This is a genomic window from Bradyrhizobium sp. WU425, from assembly GCF_021052305.1.
Classification (GTDB): Bacteria; Pseudomonadota; Alphaproteobacteria; order Rhizobiales; family Xanthobacteraceae; genus Bradyrhizobium; species Bradyrhizobium canariense_D.
The window spans coordinates 57,580-71,960 of sequence record NZ_CP088089.1; the positions used below are offsets into that span (position 1 = coordinate 57,580).

14 protein-coding genes are annotated in these 14,381 nt (G+C 63.0%); 9 read left to right on the top strand and 5 right to left on the bottom strand.

The window, feature by feature from the left end; genetic code table 11:
• The first annotated feature begins 42 nt into the window (after nucleotides 1-42).
• The 4 genes from rbfA to pnp all read left to right on the top strand — a co-directional run bounded on the left by rbfA (nucleotide 43) and on the right by pnp (nucleotide 4,391).
• The gene (gene rbfA / locus BcanWU425_RS00245) at nucleotides 43-474 is read left to right on the top strand and encodes a 30S ribosome-binding factor RbfA (RefSeq protein WP_027514691.1); all 432 of its coding nucleotides are present in this window, start codon (nucleotides 43-45) and stop codon (nucleotides 472-474) included.
• Nucleotides 471-1,589, top strand: coding sequence for a tRNA pseudouridine(55) synthase TruB (gene truB, locus BcanWU425_RS00250; RefSeq protein ID WP_204513044.1), 1,119 nt, complete (start codon nucleotides 471-473; stop codon nucleotides 1,587-1,589). The genes rbfA and truB overlap by 4 nt, the downstream gene beginning before the upstream one ends.
• A gap of 2 nt (nucleotides 1,590-1,591) precedes the next feature.
• Entirely contained in the window at nucleotides 1,592-1,861 is a 270-nt protein-coding gene (rpsO, locus tag BcanWU425_RS00255) for a 30S ribosomal protein S15 (RefSeq protein WP_007598346.1), read from the top strand.
• A 376-nt stretch (nucleotides 1,862-2,237) separates the two neighbouring features.
• The gene (gene pnp, locus BcanWU425_RS00260) at nucleotides 2,238-4,391 is read left to right on the top strand and encodes a polyribonucleotide nucleotidyltransferase (RefSeq protein ID WP_018455795.1); all 2,154 of its coding nucleotides are present in this window, start codon (nucleotides 2,238-2,240) and stop codon (nucleotides 4,389-4,391) included.
• 76 nt (nucleotides 4,392-4,467) lie between these two features.
• Here pnp and katG read toward each other — a convergent pair whose 3' ends face one another.
• Nucleotides 4,468-6,636, bottom strand: a complete 2,169-nt coding sequence (gene katG / locus BcanWU425_RS00265) for a catalase/peroxidase HPI (RefSeq protein WP_026233027.1) — start codon at nucleotides 6,634-6,636, stop codon at nucleotides 4,468-4,470.
• A 114-nt stretch (nucleotides 6,637-6,750) separates the two neighbouring features.
• On the opposite strand from katG, the gene BcanWU425_RS00270 reads away from it, so the two are divergent.
• From BcanWU425_RS00270 to BcanWU425_RS00285, 4 genes are all read left to right on the top strand, one after another.
• Nucleotides 6,751-7,677 (top strand): hydrogen peroxide-inducible genes activator, encoded by a 927-nt coding sequence (locus BcanWU425_RS00270; protein WP_018455793.1) that lies wholly within the window; start codon nucleotides 6,751-6,753, stop codon nucleotides 7,675-7,677.
• A 7-nt stretch (nucleotides 7,678-7,684) separates the two neighbouring features.
• Complete coding sequence (locus tag BcanWU425_RS00275; protein WP_018455792.1) at nucleotides 7,685-8,149, top strand: GNAT family N-acetyltransferase; 465 nt, start codon at nucleotides 7,685-7,687, stop codon at nucleotides 8,147-8,149.
• A complete protein-coding gene (locus tag BcanWU425_RS00280) occupies nucleotides 8,122-9,078 on the top strand; it encodes a hypothetical protein (RefSeq protein WP_231189580.1) in 957 nt (318 codons plus the stop codon). The genes BcanWU425_RS00275 and BcanWU425_RS00280 overlap by 28 nt, the downstream gene beginning before the upstream one ends.
• A 72-nt stretch (nucleotides 9,079-9,150) precedes the next feature.
• The gene (locus tag BcanWU425_RS00285) at nucleotides 9,151-10,038 is read left to right on the top strand and encodes a hypothetical protein (protein ID WP_231189583.1); all 888 of its coding nucleotides are present in this window, start codon (nucleotides 9,151-9,153) and stop codon (nucleotides 10,036-10,038) included.
• A gap of 88 nt (nucleotides 10,039-10,126) precedes the next feature.
• On the opposite strand, the gene fabI is transcribed toward BcanWU425_RS00285, so the two are convergent.
• The 3 genes from fabI to fabA form a co-directional block, all read right to left on the bottom strand.
• Entirely contained in the window at nucleotides 10,127-10,927 is an 801-nt protein-coding gene (fabI, locus tag BcanWU425_RS00290) for an enoyl-ACP reductase FabI (protein WP_026233026.1), read from the bottom strand.
• A 155-nt stretch (nucleotides 10,928-11,082) separates the two neighbouring features.
• Nucleotides 11,083-12,306 (bottom strand): beta-ketoacyl-ACP synthase I, encoded by a 1,224-nt coding sequence (gene fabB / locus BcanWU425_RS00295; protein ID WP_204513042.1) that lies wholly within the window; start codon nucleotides 12,304-12,306, stop codon nucleotides 11,083-11,085.
• A gap of 39 nt (nucleotides 12,307-12,345) precedes the next feature.
• Nucleotides 12,346-12,867 carry a bifunctional 3-hydroxydecanoyl-ACP dehydratase/trans-2-decenoyl-ACP isomerase gene (gene fabA / locus BcanWU425_RS00300; protein ID WP_007603915.1) on the bottom strand — a complete coding sequence of 174 codons (522 nt, stop codon included), beginning with the start codon at nucleotides 12,865-12,867 and terminating at the stop codon, nucleotides 12,346-12,348.
• A 354-nt stretch (nucleotides 12,868-13,221) separates the two neighbouring features.
• Between fabA and irrA the strand changes: the two genes are divergently transcribed.
• Complete coding sequence (irrA, locus tag BcanWU425_RS00305; RefSeq protein ID WP_018455787.1) at nucleotides 13,222-13,713, top strand: iron response transcriptional regulator IrrA; 492 nt, start codon at nucleotides 13,222-13,224, stop codon at nucleotides 13,711-13,713.
• 133 nt (nucleotides 13,714-13,846) lie between these two features.
• Here the strand turns inward: irrA and BcanWU425_RS00310 are convergent, their stop codons facing one another.
• Entirely contained in the window at nucleotides 13,847-14,377 is a 531-nt protein-coding gene (locus BcanWU425_RS00310) for an SH3 domain-containing protein (RefSeq protein WP_204513041.1), read from the bottom strand.
• Nucleotides 14,378-14,381: the final 4 nt, after the last annotated feature.

The window sequence follows — 14,381 nt, forward strand, 5'->3', positions numbered from 1 at the left end:
CCCGTGTCCCAAAAGCGGGCATGACGAGGTGATTTTCAGACTATGCCCCGCCATCATCAGAAGAAGAGTTCCGCGTCCGGCGGCTCGCAACGTCAGTTGCGGGTCGGCGAGCAGGTTCGCCATGCGATAGCCGAGATTCTGGCGCAAGGCAGCGTGCATGATGCTGACCTCGAAGGTCACATTATCACCGTGCCGGAGGTGCGGATGTCGCCAGACCTGAAGCTCGCAACAGTCTATGTGATGCCGCTCGGTGGCCGCGACACCGAGATCGTCCTCGCTGCGCTCGAGCGCAACAAGAAATTCCTGCGCGGCGAGGTCGCGCGGCGCGTTAACCTGAAATTTGCACCTGACCTTCGTTTCCGCGTCGACGAACGATTCGACGAAGCGGAACGGATCGAGAAGCTTTTGCGAACACCCGCGGTGCAGAAGGACCTGGAACAGGATCCGGATTCGGATCGGGAAGAAGAACGATGACGATGGACCCGGCTCACGGCACGATCGGCGGCGAAGAGGCCGATCAGCTCGACGTGCAGAAAAATAATTTTGCGGACATGGGCGGCAATTCTCAGCCGGCTCAGGAGCCGCGCCGCGTCAACAACGATCCGCGCGCCAACAAGCAGAAGGGCAACCAGCCGCGCCGCGACCGCCGCGACGTCCACGGCTGGGTCGTGCTCGACAAGCCGATCGGCATGACCTCGACGCAGGCGGTTGCCGTGCTCAAGCGCCTGTTCAACGCCAAACGCGCCGGCCATGCCGGCACGCTCGATCCGCTGGCCTCCGGCGGCCTGCCGATCGCGCTCGGCGAGGCCACCAAGACCGTCCCCTTCGTCATGGACGGCCGCAAGCGCTACCGGTTCACGGTATGCTGGGGCGAGGAGCGCGACACCGACGACATCGAGGGCCGTGCGACCGCAACCTCGGACCAGCGCCCGACCCGGGAGGCCATCGAGGCCCTGCTGCCCCGTTTCACCGGGGTGATCCAGCAGATCCCGCCGCGCTATTCCGCGATCAAGGTCCAGGGTGAGCGCGCCTACGACCTCGCCCGCGACGGCGAGATCGTGGAACTGGCCCCCCGTCCGGTCGAGATTCACCGATTAAGCCTTGTAGATCAACCGGATAGCGACCGGGCCGTGTTCGAGGCCGAGTGCGGCAAGGGCACCTATGTCCGCGCGCTGGCCCGCGATATGGGCCGGATTCTCGGCACTTACGGCCATATCTGCGCACTGCGGCGGACCCTGGTCGGCCCATTTGGCGAGAACGACATGATTCCGCTGGATCAGCTGGAGGCTTTGTGCGATAGAGCCGCGTCCGGCGAGGGTAGCCTCGCCGACGCGCTTATGCCCGTTGAGACCGCGCTGGACGACATCCCGGCACTGGCCGTCACTCGGGCTGATGCGGCAAGGCTCCATCGGGGCCAGGCCGTTTTGTTGCGCGGACGGGATGCGCCCACTTGTAGCGGCACAGTCTATGTCACGGTGGCAGGCCGGCTTCTCGCGCTTGCCGAAGTCGGCAATGGCGAAATCATCCCCAAGCGTGTGTTCAACCTGACCGGCCTGACTGCCAGCGCCGATCGCAACGAGAGAAATTGACGATGTCGATTGCCGCAGAACGCAAAGCGGAAGTCATCAAGACGAATGCCAACAAGGCCGGCGATACCGGCTCGCCAGAGGTTCAGGTCGCGATCCTGTCGGAACGCATCGCCAACCTCACCAACCATTTCAAGACCCACGTGAAGGACAATCATTCGCGTCGCGGTCTCTTGAAGCTGGTCTCGACCCGCCGCTCGCTCCTCGACTATGTGAAGAAGAAGGACGAGGCGCGCTACAAGGCGCTGCTCGAGAAGCACAACATTCGTCGTTAAGAGTTCTTGCGCGCGCCAACCGGCGCGCGTTTTCGCGCGTGATTTCGAACGAAAGCGTTTGTTTAAAGGTTTTTCGTCGAGGCTGCGTGCGCGTCGGATGCGAGCCGTTGACGGCGAGCATCCGGGCATGATGGGCGAACACCGCGCTTCGGTGTTCGCGTTCGTGCCGACTGACAGTCCAGCAGCAATCCGGCGGCTGGGCACAACGGGCAAGGCGCCCGTATGACCCGAAGGGATGGACGCCATCCGAAATCCAAAAACCATGGCAGGATCGCAGGACGCTGATCGCCCGCTTCGATCAACGTCCCGCAATCTTGCGCATGGTTTTTGTTTTTCGACCCGTCCTTCTTTCGAGAACCCATGAAAGAAGACCTCTATGTTCAATAAGCATTCAGTCGAGATCGACTGGGGTGGACGCCCTCTCAAGCTTGAAACCGGCAAGATCGCCCGCCAGGCCGACGGCGCCGTCGTCGCGACCTACGGCGAGACCGTGGTGCTCGCCACCGTCGTTGCCGCGAAGTCACCGCGTGAAGGCGTCGACTTCCTGCCGCTGACCGTCGACTACCAGGAGAAGACCTACGCAGCCGGCCGCATTCCCGGTGGCTATTTCAAGCGCGAGGGTCGTCCGACCGAGAAGGAAACGCTGGTCTCCCGCCTGATCGACCGTCCGATCCGTCCGCTGTTCGTCGACGGCTGGCGCAACGAGACCCAGGTGATCGTGACCGTGCTCTCGCACGATATGGAGAACGATCCCGATATCGTCGCGCTGGTGGCCTCATCGGCTGCGCTGACCCTGTCGGGCGCTCCCTTCAAGGGCCCGATCGGCGCCGCGCGCGTCGGCTTCGCCAATGACGAGTTCATCCTCAACCCGACGCTCGACGAGATGGTCGACACTCAGCTCGACCTCGTCGTCGCCGGCACTGCGGACGCCGTGCTGATGGTGGAATCGGAAGCCAAGGAGCTGAACGAAGAGATCATGCTCGGCGCCGTGATGTTCGGTCACCGCCACTTCCAGCCGGTGATCAACGCGATCATCGAGCTCGCCGAAAAGGCCGCGAAGGAGCCGCGCGAGGTCACCGCGATCGACAATTCGGCGCTCGAAAAGGAAATGCTCGGCATGGTCGAGCAGGAACTGCGCGCCGCCTACGCCATTCCGGTCAAGCAGGATCGCTACGCCGCGGTCGGCAAAGTCAAGGAAAAGGTGATCGCGCACTACTTCCCGGAAGGCCAAGAGCCGAAATACGACAAGCTGCGCATCGGCGGCGTGTTCAAGGAGCTCGAAGCCAAGATCGTTCGCTGGAACATTCTCGACACCGGCAAGCGCATCGACGGCCGCGATTCCAAGACCGTGCGCAACATCGTCGCCGAAGTCGGCGTGCTGCCCCGCGCCCACGGTTCGGCGCTGTTCACCCGCGGCGAGACCCAGGCGCTGGTCGTGACCACGCTCGGCACCGGCGAGGACGAGCAGTACATCGACGCGCTGTCGGGAACGTACAAAGAGACGTTCCTGCTGCACTACAATTTCCCTCCCTACTCGGTCGGTGAGACCGGCCGCCTCGGCGGTACCAAGCGCCGCGAGATCGGCCACGGCAAGCTCGCCTGGCGTGCGATCCACCCGGTGCTGCCGCCGCACCACGAATTCCCCTACACCACGCGCGTGGTGTCGGAGATCACCGAATCCAACGGCTCCTCGTCGATGGCATCGGTCTGCGGCGCCTCGCTCGCGCTGATGGACGCCGGCGTGCCGTTGAAGCGGCCGACCGCGGGCATCGCAATGGGCCTGATCCTCGAAGACAAGCGCTTCGCGGTTCTCTCGGACATCCTCGGTGACGAGGACCATCTCGGCGACATGGACTTCAAGGTCGCCGGTACCGAGCAGGGCATCACCTCGCTCCAGATGGACATCAAGATCGAGGGCATCACCGAGGAGATCATGAAGGTCGCGCTCGGTCAGGCCAAGGATGGGCGTATCTACATCCTCGGCGAGATGTCGAAGGCGCTCACCAACGCCCGCGCCGAGCTCGGCGAATACGCGCCGCGCATCGAGACCTTCAAGATCGCCACCGACAAGATCCGCGAAGTGATCGGCACCGGCGGCAAGGTGATCCGCGAGATCGTCGAGAAGACCGGCGCCAAGGTCAACATCGAGGATGACGGCACCGTGAAGGTCGCCTCCAGCGACGGCGAGGCGATGAAGGCCGCGATCAAGTGGATCAAGTCGATCGCCTCCGATCCGGAAGTCGGCCAGATCTATGACGGCACCGTCGTCAAGGTGATGGAGTTCGGCGCTTTCGTGAACTTCTTCGGCTCCAAGGACGGCCTTGTCCACATCAGCCAGCTCGCCTCGGCGCGCGTGCAGAAGACCTCCGACGTCGTCAAGGAAGGCGACAAGGTCAAGGTCAAGCTGCTCGGCTTCGACGACCGCGGCAAGACCCGCCTGTCGATGAAGGTGGTCGACCAGGAGACCGGCGAAGACCTCGAGGGCAAGGGCGAGAGCCAGCAGCCCGCGCGCGAAGCGGCCGGCGAGTAAATCTCGCTACCTGCCAGAAACACGAAGGGCGGCCTCGCGGCCGCCCTTTTTGTTTGTCGCTTGCCGAACTTTGGAATCAGGCCGCGATGTCGTAGCGATCGAGGTTCATCACCTTGGTCCAGGCCTTGGCGAAGTCCTTGACGAACTGCTCCTTGGAATCCGACGTGGCATAGACCTCTGCGTAGGCGCGAAGCTGCGAGTGTGCGCCGAAGATCAGGTCGACGCGCGTGCCGGTCCACTTGACCGCGTTGGTCTTGCGGTCGCGGGCCTCATAGGTGCCGTCGGTGCCGGCCGGCGTCCACTGCGTGCTCATGTCGAGCAGGTTGACGAAGAAGTCGTTGCTCAGCGTTCCCACCTTCGAGGTGAGGACGCCGTTCTTCGAACCGTTCGCATTGGCACCGAGCACGCGCAGACCGCCGACGAGCACCGTCATCTCCGGGCCGGTAAGCCGGAGCAGCTGCGCACGATCGACCAGAGCCTCCTCGGGCATCATGAACTGCTGCCGCTTGCCGATGAAGTTGCGGAAGCCATCGGCCCGCGGCTCCAGCGGAGCAAACGAAGCGGCGTCGGTCTGCTCCTGCGAGGCATCCATGCGGCCCGGCGTGAAGCCGACCTTGACGTCGACGCCGGCATCCTTGGCGGCCTTCTCGACCGCGGCGGTGCCGCCGAGCACGATGAGGTCCGCCAGCGAGACCTTCTTCGCACCGGATGACGCGTTGAAGTCCTTCTGGATCGCTTCGAGCTTGCCCAGGACCTTCGAGAGCTGAGCCGGCTCGTTCACTTCCCAATCCTTCTGCGGGGCGAGGCGGATACGCGCGCCGTTGGCGCCGCCGCGCTTGTCCGAGCCGCGGAACGTCGAGGCCGACGCCCAGGCGGTCGAGACCAGCTCCGAGACCGACAGACCCGAGGCCAGGATCTTGGTCTTCAGCGAGGCGATATCCTGCTCGCTGGCCAGCTCGTGATTCACAGCAGGGATCGGATCCTGCCAGATCAGGGTTTCCTTCGGCACCAGCGGACCGAGATAGCGCACCACCGGACCCATGTCGCGATGGGTGAGCTTGAACCAGGCACGGGCGAAGGCGTCCGCGAACTGATCGGGATTCTCGAGGAAGCGGCGCGAGATCTTCTCATAGGCCGGATCCATACGCAGCGAGAGGTCGGTCGTCAGCATCGTCGGCCGATGCTTCTTGGACTTGTCGAAGGCATCGGGAATGATCGCCTCGGCGCCCTTGGCCGTCCACTGCTGCGCACCGCCCGGGCTCTTAGTCAGCTCCCATTCGTACTTGAACAGGTTCTCGAAGAAGTTGTTGCTCCACTTCGTCGGCGTCGTGGTCCAGGTCACCTCGAGACCGCTGGTGATGGAATCGCCGCCAATGCCCGACGCGTGCTTGCTCTTCCAGCCGAGGCCCTGATCTTCGAGCGCGCCCGCTTCCGGCTCCGGTCCGACCAGCGACGGATCGCCGGCGCCGTGGGTCTTGCCGAAGGTGTGGCCGCCGGCGATCAGTGCGACGGTTTCCTCGTCGTTCATCGCCATGCGGAAAAAGGTCTCGCGAATGTCCTTGGCCGCGGCGATCGGATCCGGCTTGCCGTTCGGGCCTTCCGGATTGACGTAGATGAGGCCCATCTGCACCGCGCCGAGCGGCTCGGCGAGCTGGCGTTCGCCGCTGTAGCGCTCATCGCCCAGCCAGGTGCCTTCCGGACCCCAATAGAGCTCTTCCGGCTCCCAGACGTCGACGCGGCCGCCGGCAAAGCCAAAGGTCTTGAAGCCCATCGACTCCAGCGCGACGTTGCCCGCCAGCACCATCAGATCGGCCCAGGAAATCTTGCGGCCGTATTTCTGCTTGATCGGCCAGAGCAGACGGCGTGCCTTGTCGAGATTTGCGTTATCGGGCCAGCTGTTGAGCGGCGCGAAACGCTGCTGTCCGGCGCCGGCGCCACCGCGACCGTCGGTGGTGCGGTAGGTGCCCGCGCTGTGCCAGGCCATGCGGATCATGAGGCCGCCGTAGTGACCGAAGTCGGCGGGCCACCATTCCTGCGATTCCGTCATCAGAGCGGTCAGGTCCTTGATGACCGCGTTCAGGTCGAGCGACTTGAATTCCTTGGCGTAGTCGAAGTCCTTGTCCATCGGGTCGGACTTGGCGGAATTCTTGTGCAGCATCTCGATGCTGAGCTGGGTCGGCCACCAATCGCGGTTCGCCGGCACACGTTTTCCACCCGAAAACGGGCACTTTGAAGTGTCGTCCATGAATACCTCCTCTGGTGGCGTCGAACTCGCGCCTTTGACCAGATAGAAACACTCTAAGCTTCACGTTCGATCAGGGGAAGTTGACTTTAATGATCGCAGCGATAAGATTTTCTGATGCTAAACCTCACGCTGCGCCAGCTCCGGTATTTCGACGCCCTGGCCCGTCACAGTCATTTCGGCCGCGCGGCTGAGTCCTGCTCGATCTCGCAGCCTGCCCTGTCGATGCAGATCAAGGAGCTGGAGGAGGCGCTCGGCGGTCTGCTGCTGGAGCGCAGCGCCCGGCAGGTGGCGCTGACCCGATTTGGCGAGGAGCTCGCGCAGCGCGTCCGCGACATCTTGCGCTCGGTCGACGAGCTCGGCGATTTCGCCCGCGCCTCGCAGGACCGGTTCTCCGGACGGCTGCGCATCGGCATGATTCCGACGATCGCGCCCTATCTGCTGCCGACGATCACCAAGAATCTGACGCGCATGCATCCGGAGCTCGACATCCGCGTGCGCGAGACGATGACGCCGCGGCTGATTCAGGAACTGGTGGAGGGTCGGCTCGATACCGCCATCGTGGCGCTGCCGGTGTCCGAGCCCTCGCTCACCGAGGTCGCCCTGTTCGAGGAAAAATTCCTGCTGGTGCGGCCGAGTGCGGATGAGGGAACGCCGGCACCGTCGCGGGAGATGATGCGCGAGATGCGGCTGCTGTTGCTCGAAGAGGGGCACTGCTTCCGCGATCAGGCGCTGTCATTCTGCAACATGCAATCGGCGCCGCCACGCGAGATGCTGGATGCCAATTCGCTGTCGACGCTGGTCCAGATGGTCAGCGCCGGCATCGGCGTCACGTTGATCCCCGAGATGGCGGTGTCAGTTGAGACGCGATCGGCCTCGGTCTCGCTCGCGCGCTTCCGCGACCCGCAGCCGTCGCGCACCATCGGCATGGTCTGGCGCAAGACCAGCCCGCTGGCGCGGCAACTCCTGCAAATCTCCGAGGTGGTGTGCCTGTCGGCGGGCAAGGTGCGCGCACGTCCATCCGTGCGCAGCAAGCCAACCTGAGGCCTCGATGTCGCATCCCATCATTCGCCCAGCCCGCGCGGACGAATACGACGAGATCGGCCGTATCTGGATGGAGAGCTGGGTCTCGACCGGCCTCGGCGAGACGAGCGACTTCCTGCTGGCAAACCTGCGTGCACGGATCCGGCGCGAGACCGAGGACGGCTGGAGCCTGTTCGTCGCCGACGACGACGGCACGATCGCCGCGATGCTGGCGCTGCATTTGCCAAAACTCTATCTCGACATGCTGTTCGTCGCGCCCGCCTATCAGGGCCAATCGCTCGGCCGCCAATTGCTTGGCTTCACGCGCACACAAATGCCCGACGAGATGTCTCTGCGCTGCATCCGCGAGAACGAAAAAGCCTGGCGCTGGTACGAGCGCGAGGGCTTTGTGTTCGAGAAAGAAGAGGTCGAGCCGTCGAACGGATTCATGATGAAGTATTATCGGTGGCGGCGGCAGCGACCCGCCGGATAGGCAGTGGTCGCCTGGTGCAGCTTGCGGTTGTCACGGTTCCAATTTACTGTGGCGTATCCGCCGTCCTCCTGCCCCCTGATCTCCCGGAATCGATGCTTCGAATTGCTGTCTCGCTGATCGCGTTGCTGTCCCTGCTCACCACGGCAGCCGCGCAAACCCCTCCCGCAACCACCGCGCCTCCCGCTCAGACGGCGGCGCCAGCCAAGAAGGCAGTCAAGAAGGCGGCGCCGAAGGCCAAACCGGCTGCACAACAGCCAGTTGCGGCGGAGAGCGGCCCCTGTCAGATCGGCGTCATTTCCGCGATCGGAGACCAGTTCTCGGTGCAACATGTCGGCCTCACGATGTTCGGCAACGAGTATATGGAGGCGCCGATCGAGACGTGGGGTATCGATGATCTGTTCGTCGCGAGGGTTCGCGCCACGGCTCCCGGCACGGCTGTCCGAAAGGTCGCTTACGCAAGCGGAGCCTTCAGGCCGTACTATCATCCGGAAGCGAAACTGTTCCGCAATGACCGCGACGACCTGACGGCGCTGGTGCGGCAGATCGCCGGAGCTGCAAATTGCGAACGCTACGTCGTAGCCACGAAAGCCCGCGTTTCGGTGGATGGCACCAATCAATCAATCGAGGGCCTCGGGGTCTACAAGAATTGGGCGAGCCCTTCCGGGCGCGGCGTCGTGGTTTCCTATTTCCGCATAAACGTTTTTGACGGACGGACTTTCGACATCCATCGGGCGCCTACCCGCAGCTTCGGCGATGTGATTGCTTCGAGTTTCTCCAACAAGAACGACAATATGCAAATCCTCAACAATCTCGAATTTCCCAAGACCCCTGAACAGGTGACCAGCAGTGCATTGCTGCGTGACAGCACACGCAGCCTGCTCACGGCCCAGCTGGACAGGTATCTACCCGCGTATATCAAGGGCGAGTAAGCGCCTTCGCCGAGGGGACGCGACAAAGACTATCGCTCGTCCGCTTCCTGCGGCTGGGCTGCATTTGACGTTTTGGCCCGGCTCGTCGTCCTTGCGGCCGTCGCGTGGTGCTTTTCGACATCTGCTTGGGCGCAGACCAAATTGGTACCACCAGGGGCGGAAACGGCAGGATCAGCCGTCAAGCAAAGCAACAACAAGACGACCACGCGGCGTGAAGCGACGGGCAAACCCGCTCCCGTGGTCGGCGGCCCGTGCGACTTCGGTGTCGTCGTCACCACCGGCGATGAGTTCACCGTGCTGACGACCGGCCTGACCGTATTTCAGCACAAGAAGACGGTCGTCCCGATCCCGGGCTGGGGACTCAATGATCTGATCTTCGCGCGGATTCGCGCCACGATCCCTGCCGGCGTGTCCGTTCTGAGAATCCCCTACAACCCGGCGAAATTTCCTCCCCGCGATGAGTCCAAGGACACATTGAAGGACAGGTTGTTCCGCGATCTCAATGCGGAGCTGGCCCAATACATGCGCGACGTCGTGAAAGGAACGAATTGCCGGCACTACATCCAGATCCTCAATTCAATCAGCCCTTTCGGGTCATCCAACTATACGGTCCGCGGCTTCGGCATCCTCAACCATGAGGTGGTGCTCGGGCGTCGCATCTATCTCTACGCCCTGGCGTTTGTCCGCATCTTCGATGGGCGCGACTTCTCCGTTGTCAGACAGAGTTCTGCGCTGATCAACACGCATCATTCCCTTATGGTGCAGAGGCTCCTGGGCGTGCAAATCGGCGGCCCCTATCGCGAACTACCCGCAGAATCGTTTCCAACCCGCCCTGAAGATGCCGCCGACAATCCCGCACTGCGCGACGACGTGCGTGCCATGCTGACGGAAAGCCTCGACAAGACGCTGCCGCTGCTGATCGGGGTTCAACGAGCGGCGCGCAACAGCGACGCGCGCTGATCGACACGTCCTTCGCAGCAGGAACTGGTCTCGATTATTGAGAAATCGTGGGCACGTCGCTTGCGCGCCTTTGCCCACTCTACGAGAGCTAATCCTGCGCCTTCAAATCGTCCGGCCGCGGCATCAGGACGGTGTTGTAGCCGGAATCGACATAGTGGATCTCGCCGGTCACGCCGCCGGAGAGATCCGACAACAGATACAGCGCCGAGCCGCCGAGCTCGTCGAGCGTCACGCCCCGGCGGAGCGGCGAATGTTTTTGCATGAAGGCGAACATGGCGCGCGCCTCGCCGATGCCGGAGCCGGCGAGCGTGCGGATCGGGCCGGCGGAGATCGCGTTGACGCGGATGCCGCGCGGTCCGAAATCCGAGGCGAGATAGCGCACCGAGGCTTCCAGCGCCGCCTTGGCCACGCCCATCACGTTGTAGTTCGGCATCGCGCGTTCCGAGGCGCCGAAGGTCAGCGTGATCATGCTGCCGCCCTCCGTCATCAGCTCGGCGGCGCGTTTTGCCACTTCCGTGAAGGAGAAGCAGGAGATCACCATGGTGCGCGAAAAATTCTCGCGGCTGGTGTCGGCGTAGCGACCCTTGAGCTCGTTCTTGTCGGCGAAGCCGATCGCGTGGATCACGAAATCCAGCCGACCCCACTTTTCGCGCAAGGCCGTGAATGTGGCGTCGACGCTGGCGATGTCCTCGACGTCGCAGGGCAGCACCATGTCGACGCCAAGCTGCTCCGCCAGCGGCTTAACACGCTTGCCCAGCGCCTCGCCCTGGAAGGTGAAGGCAAGCTCGGCGCCGTGGGCATGCAGCGTCTTCGCCATGCCCCAGGCGATCGAATGATCATTGGCGATGCCCATGATCAGACCGCGCTTGCCTTTCATTAAACCTTCCATTGCCTGATAGCTCCCATTATTCCGGCGTCATCGCCCGCCTTGTGCGCACTTGCGCACTGGGGCAGGCGATCCAGTATTTCGAGGCGATTACTGCAAATCGAGAAGTTGCGGCGTGCTGGATGCCCGCCTTCGCGGGGCATGACAGCGTGCCAAAATTACGCATCCAGCCGGCTGAACACCAGCGTGGCGTTGGTGCCGCCGAAGCCGAAGGAGTTCGACAGCACGGTGCCGATTTTGACGTTGTCAATGCGCTTGCGCACGATCGGCATGTCGGCGAACACGGGGTCGAGCTCCTGGATGTGGGCGCTCTCGCAGATGAACCCATTGTTCATCATCAGCAGCGAATAGATCGCTTCCTGCACGCCGGTTGCGCCCAGGGAGTGACCGGTCAGCGCCTTGGTCGCCGAGATCGGCGGGCACTTCTCGCCGCTTCCGAACACCTTGCGGAGTGCGTCGATCTCCGGCGGATCGCCGGCCGGGGTCGATGTCGCGTGCGGATTGATGTAGTCGACCTTGGTCTTCACGGTCGACATCGCCATGCGCATGCAGCGTTCGGCGCCCTCGCCTGATGGTGCGACCATGTCGTAGCCGTCGGACGTCGCGCCATAGCCGACGATCTCGCCGTAAATGCGCGCGCCACGCGCCTTGGCATGCTCGAGCTCTTCCAGCACCAGCACGCCGGCTCCGCCGGCAATCACGAAGCCGTCGCGGTTGACGTCGTAGGGACGGGAGGCCGTCGCAGGCGTGTCGTTGTACTTCGAGGACATCGCGCCCATGGCGTCGAACAGCACCGACAGCGACCAGTCCAGCTCCTCGCAGCCGCCGGCGAAGATGACGTCCTGCTTGCCGATCTGGATCGTTTCATAGGCATTGCCGACGCAATGGTTCGACGTCGCGCAGGCCGACGAGATCGAATAGTTCACGCCCTTGATCTTGAACCAGGTCGCAAGCGTTGCGGAGGCCGTGGAGGACATCGCCTTCGGCACTGCAAACGGCCCGACACGCTTCGGTCCCTTGGTGCGGGTGATGTCGGCGGCTTCGACGATGGTGCGCGCCGACGGACCGCCGGAGCCCATGATGATGCCGGTGCGAATATTGGAAATTTCGTCGGGCGAAAGACCGGAATCCTGGATCGCCTGTTCCATCGCGACGTGATTCCACGCCGCGCCCTGACCGAGGAAACGCATGGCGCGGCGGTCGACTACCGTCGAAGGATCGAGCGTTGGCGCACCCTGCACCTGGGAGCGGAAGCCGAGCTCGGCATATTTCTCAGCCCGCGAAATGCCCGACTTCGCCTCGTGAAGGCTCGCGAGCACTTCCTGGGTGTTGTTTCCGATGGAGGAGACAATGCCCATCCCGGTGACCACAACCCGCCTCATGACAGCCTCGCCTCAATCGTTGTCTTCGTGGTGATGCGCTCAGCCCAGGCTCGTGCCCTGCTTGAACAGGCCGACCTTCAAATCCTTTGCGCGATAGATAATCTGGTCATCGACCGAAAGCCATCCGTCGGCGATACCGAGCACCAGCTTTGAACGCATCACGCGCTTGATATCGATGTTGTACACAACCTTGCGGGCCTCCGGCAGCACCTGGCCGCTGAACTTCAGCTCGTTCAGGCCAAGCGCGCGACCGCGACCTTCACCGCCGCTCCAGCCCAGATAAAAGCCGACCATTTGCCACAGCGCATCGAGCCCGAGGCAGCCGGGCATCACCGGATCGTTCTTGAAGTGGCAGCCGAAGAACCAGAGGTCGGGCTTCACGTCGAGCTCGGCGCGCACCACCCCCTTGCCGAATTCGCCGCCGGTCTCGCTGATGTCCGTGATGCGGTCGAACATCAGCATCGGCGGCAGCGGCAATTGCGCATTGCCAGGGCCGAACATCTCACCGCGGGCACATGCCAGCAGATCTTCATATTCGTAACCGTTGCGCCTGTTCAGCATGCGGAAGCCTTTGTGTTCAAACCCCGATTGAGCGGCGTTTCCGGCGAAAATGGGCCCCATCCTGTTCGAAAAGCAACATCTGTTGCCATTGTCAGACGAGAATACCGAAGGACCCCGGATGGATAGCGAGCGGCTTCAATGCCGGGTCGCGCCAAAATCGATTAAGCGGAACCGCGGGCTCTCTAACACAGGCCATTTCGGGTAGCAAAGCGCTCTCATGAAGGTAAAATGAGCGGGCCGCCACCCGGTTCCCTGCCTGATTAGAACCACTCTAGTTGCGAGAAACTTGCATCTGCATCTATCTCTCCATATATGTTGGGCAACGACAGTGTTCACGCGTGCCCGAAGCTGGAAATGAACGAAAATAACGCGCCCCATCGCGACGAAGAGGCCCATGCGGCGGCTCTTATGTCCGGCCGCCAGCCGGCGTTGACCGGCTGCCCGTGGCACGACGTCAACGAAATGCTCCAGTCCGCAGGGCTTCGCCCCACGCGCCAGCGCATGGCGCTCGGCTGGCTCCTGTTCGGCAAGGGTGCACGTCACCTCACGGCTGAAATGCTTTACGAGGAAGCGACGCTGGCCAAGGTGCCGGTCTCGCTGGCGACCGTCTACAACACGCTGAACCAGCTCACCGATGCCGGTCTGCTGCGTCAGGTCAGCGTCGACGGCACCAAGACCTATTTCGACACCAACGTCACGACCCACCATCACTACTACCTCGAGAACAGCCATGAGCTGGTCGACATCGAGGATCCGCATCTGGCGCTGTCCAAGATGCCTGAGGTGCCCGCGGGTTACGAGATCGCCCGCATCGACATGGTCGTACGGTTGCGCAAGAAGCGCTGAGATCTATCCTGAACTGCTGATTTGATCGTCATGGCCGGGCTTGTCCCGGCTATCCACGTTATTCGGTCAGGCGTCGAAAAATGCGTGGATGCCCGGGCATGACGGTGGAGCAACAGTTCCGCTCCCGCCCAGATCAATTCACCTGCTCGTCCGAGTAGACGCCCCAGAGGCGCTCCTGCTGGATCCAGCCGTCAAAGCCGTTACCGCTGACGCGGCACCAGTTTGCAGTGCACTTCTTCACCTGGGTGACGACACCGGCCTGGAGCCTGGCCGCAACCGCGCTCTCGGGATCGGCGCGGTCGTAGATCGGCGCGAGCTCGTCCTTGTGCTTCATGGTGACGACAGCAGTACGGCGGCCCGACAGCAGCGAGTGATAGACCCAACCCTCGGCGCCCTCGGAATCGCGGATCCGGCGCCAGTTCTCGAACTCGGCGGTGATTTCGACCGGCAGGCCGGAACGGGTGTAGACCCAGGCGACGTCGTTGTCCTTGGTCGGGCCGGCGCGGACGTTGACGTGATCCGATTTCAGGCTGACGTAGCGCGGCACCGGGAGGCCTGAGGCCGTCTGAGGGGTGTTGTCCTTTGCCGAATGCCCGGGACTGACCGAAGCGCTCAACCAGGTGCAAACGAGCGCCATCACCGAACAAAAACGCCCCAACGCCATCAAC

What these genes read in the sequence shown, in the direction of transcription:
- BcanWU425_RS00275 (WP_018455792.1), top strand. Translation starts at nt 7,685, where the DNA reads ATGTCGCATCCCATCATTCGCCCAGCCCGCGCGGACGAATACGACGAG.
- fabB (WP_204513042.1), bottom strand. Translation starts at nt 12,306, where the DNA reads ATGAGGCGGGTTGTGGTCACCGGGATGGGCATTGTCTCCTCCATCGGA.
- fabI (WP_026233026.1), bottom strand. Translation starts at nt 10,927, where the DNA reads ATGGAAGGTTTAATGAAAGGCAAGCGCGGTCTGATCATGGGCATCGCC.
- truB (WP_204513044.1), top strand. Translation starts at nt 471, where the DNA reads ATGACGATGGACCCGGCTCACGGCACGATCGGCGGCGAAGAGGCCGAT.
- pnp (WP_018455795.1), top strand. Translation starts at nt 2,238, where the DNA reads ATGTTCAATAAGCATTCAGTCGAGATCGACTGGGGTGGACGCCCTCTC.
- katG (WP_026233027.1), bottom strand. Translation starts at nt 6,636, where the DNA reads ATGGACGACACTTCAAAGTGCCCGTTTTCGGGTGGAAAACGTGTGCCG.
- rpsO (WP_007598346.1), top strand. Translation starts at nt 1,592, where the DNA reads ATGTCGATTGCCGCAGAACGCAAAGCGGAAGTCATCAAGACGAATGCC.
- BcanWU425_RS00310 (WP_204513041.1), bottom strand. Translation starts at nt 14,377, where the DNA reads ATGGCGTTGGGGCGTTTTTGTTCGGTGATGGCGCTCGTTTGCACCTGG.
- rbfA (WP_027514691.1), top strand. Translation starts at nt 43, where the DNA reads ATGCCCCGCCATCATCAGAAGAAGAGTTCCGCGTCCGGCGGCTCGCAA.
- fabA (WP_007603915.1), bottom strand. Translation starts at nt 12,867, where the DNA reads ATGCTGAACAGGCGCAACGGTTACGAATATGAAGATCTGCTGGCATGT.
- irrA (WP_018455787.1), top strand. Translation starts at nt 13,222, where the DNA reads ATGAACGAAAATAACGCGCCCCATCGCGACGAAGAGGCCCATGCGGCG.
- BcanWU425_RS00270 (WP_018455793.1), top strand. Translation starts at nt 6,751, where the DNA reads ATGCTAAACCTCACGCTGCGCCAGCTCCGGTATTTCGACGCCCTGGCC.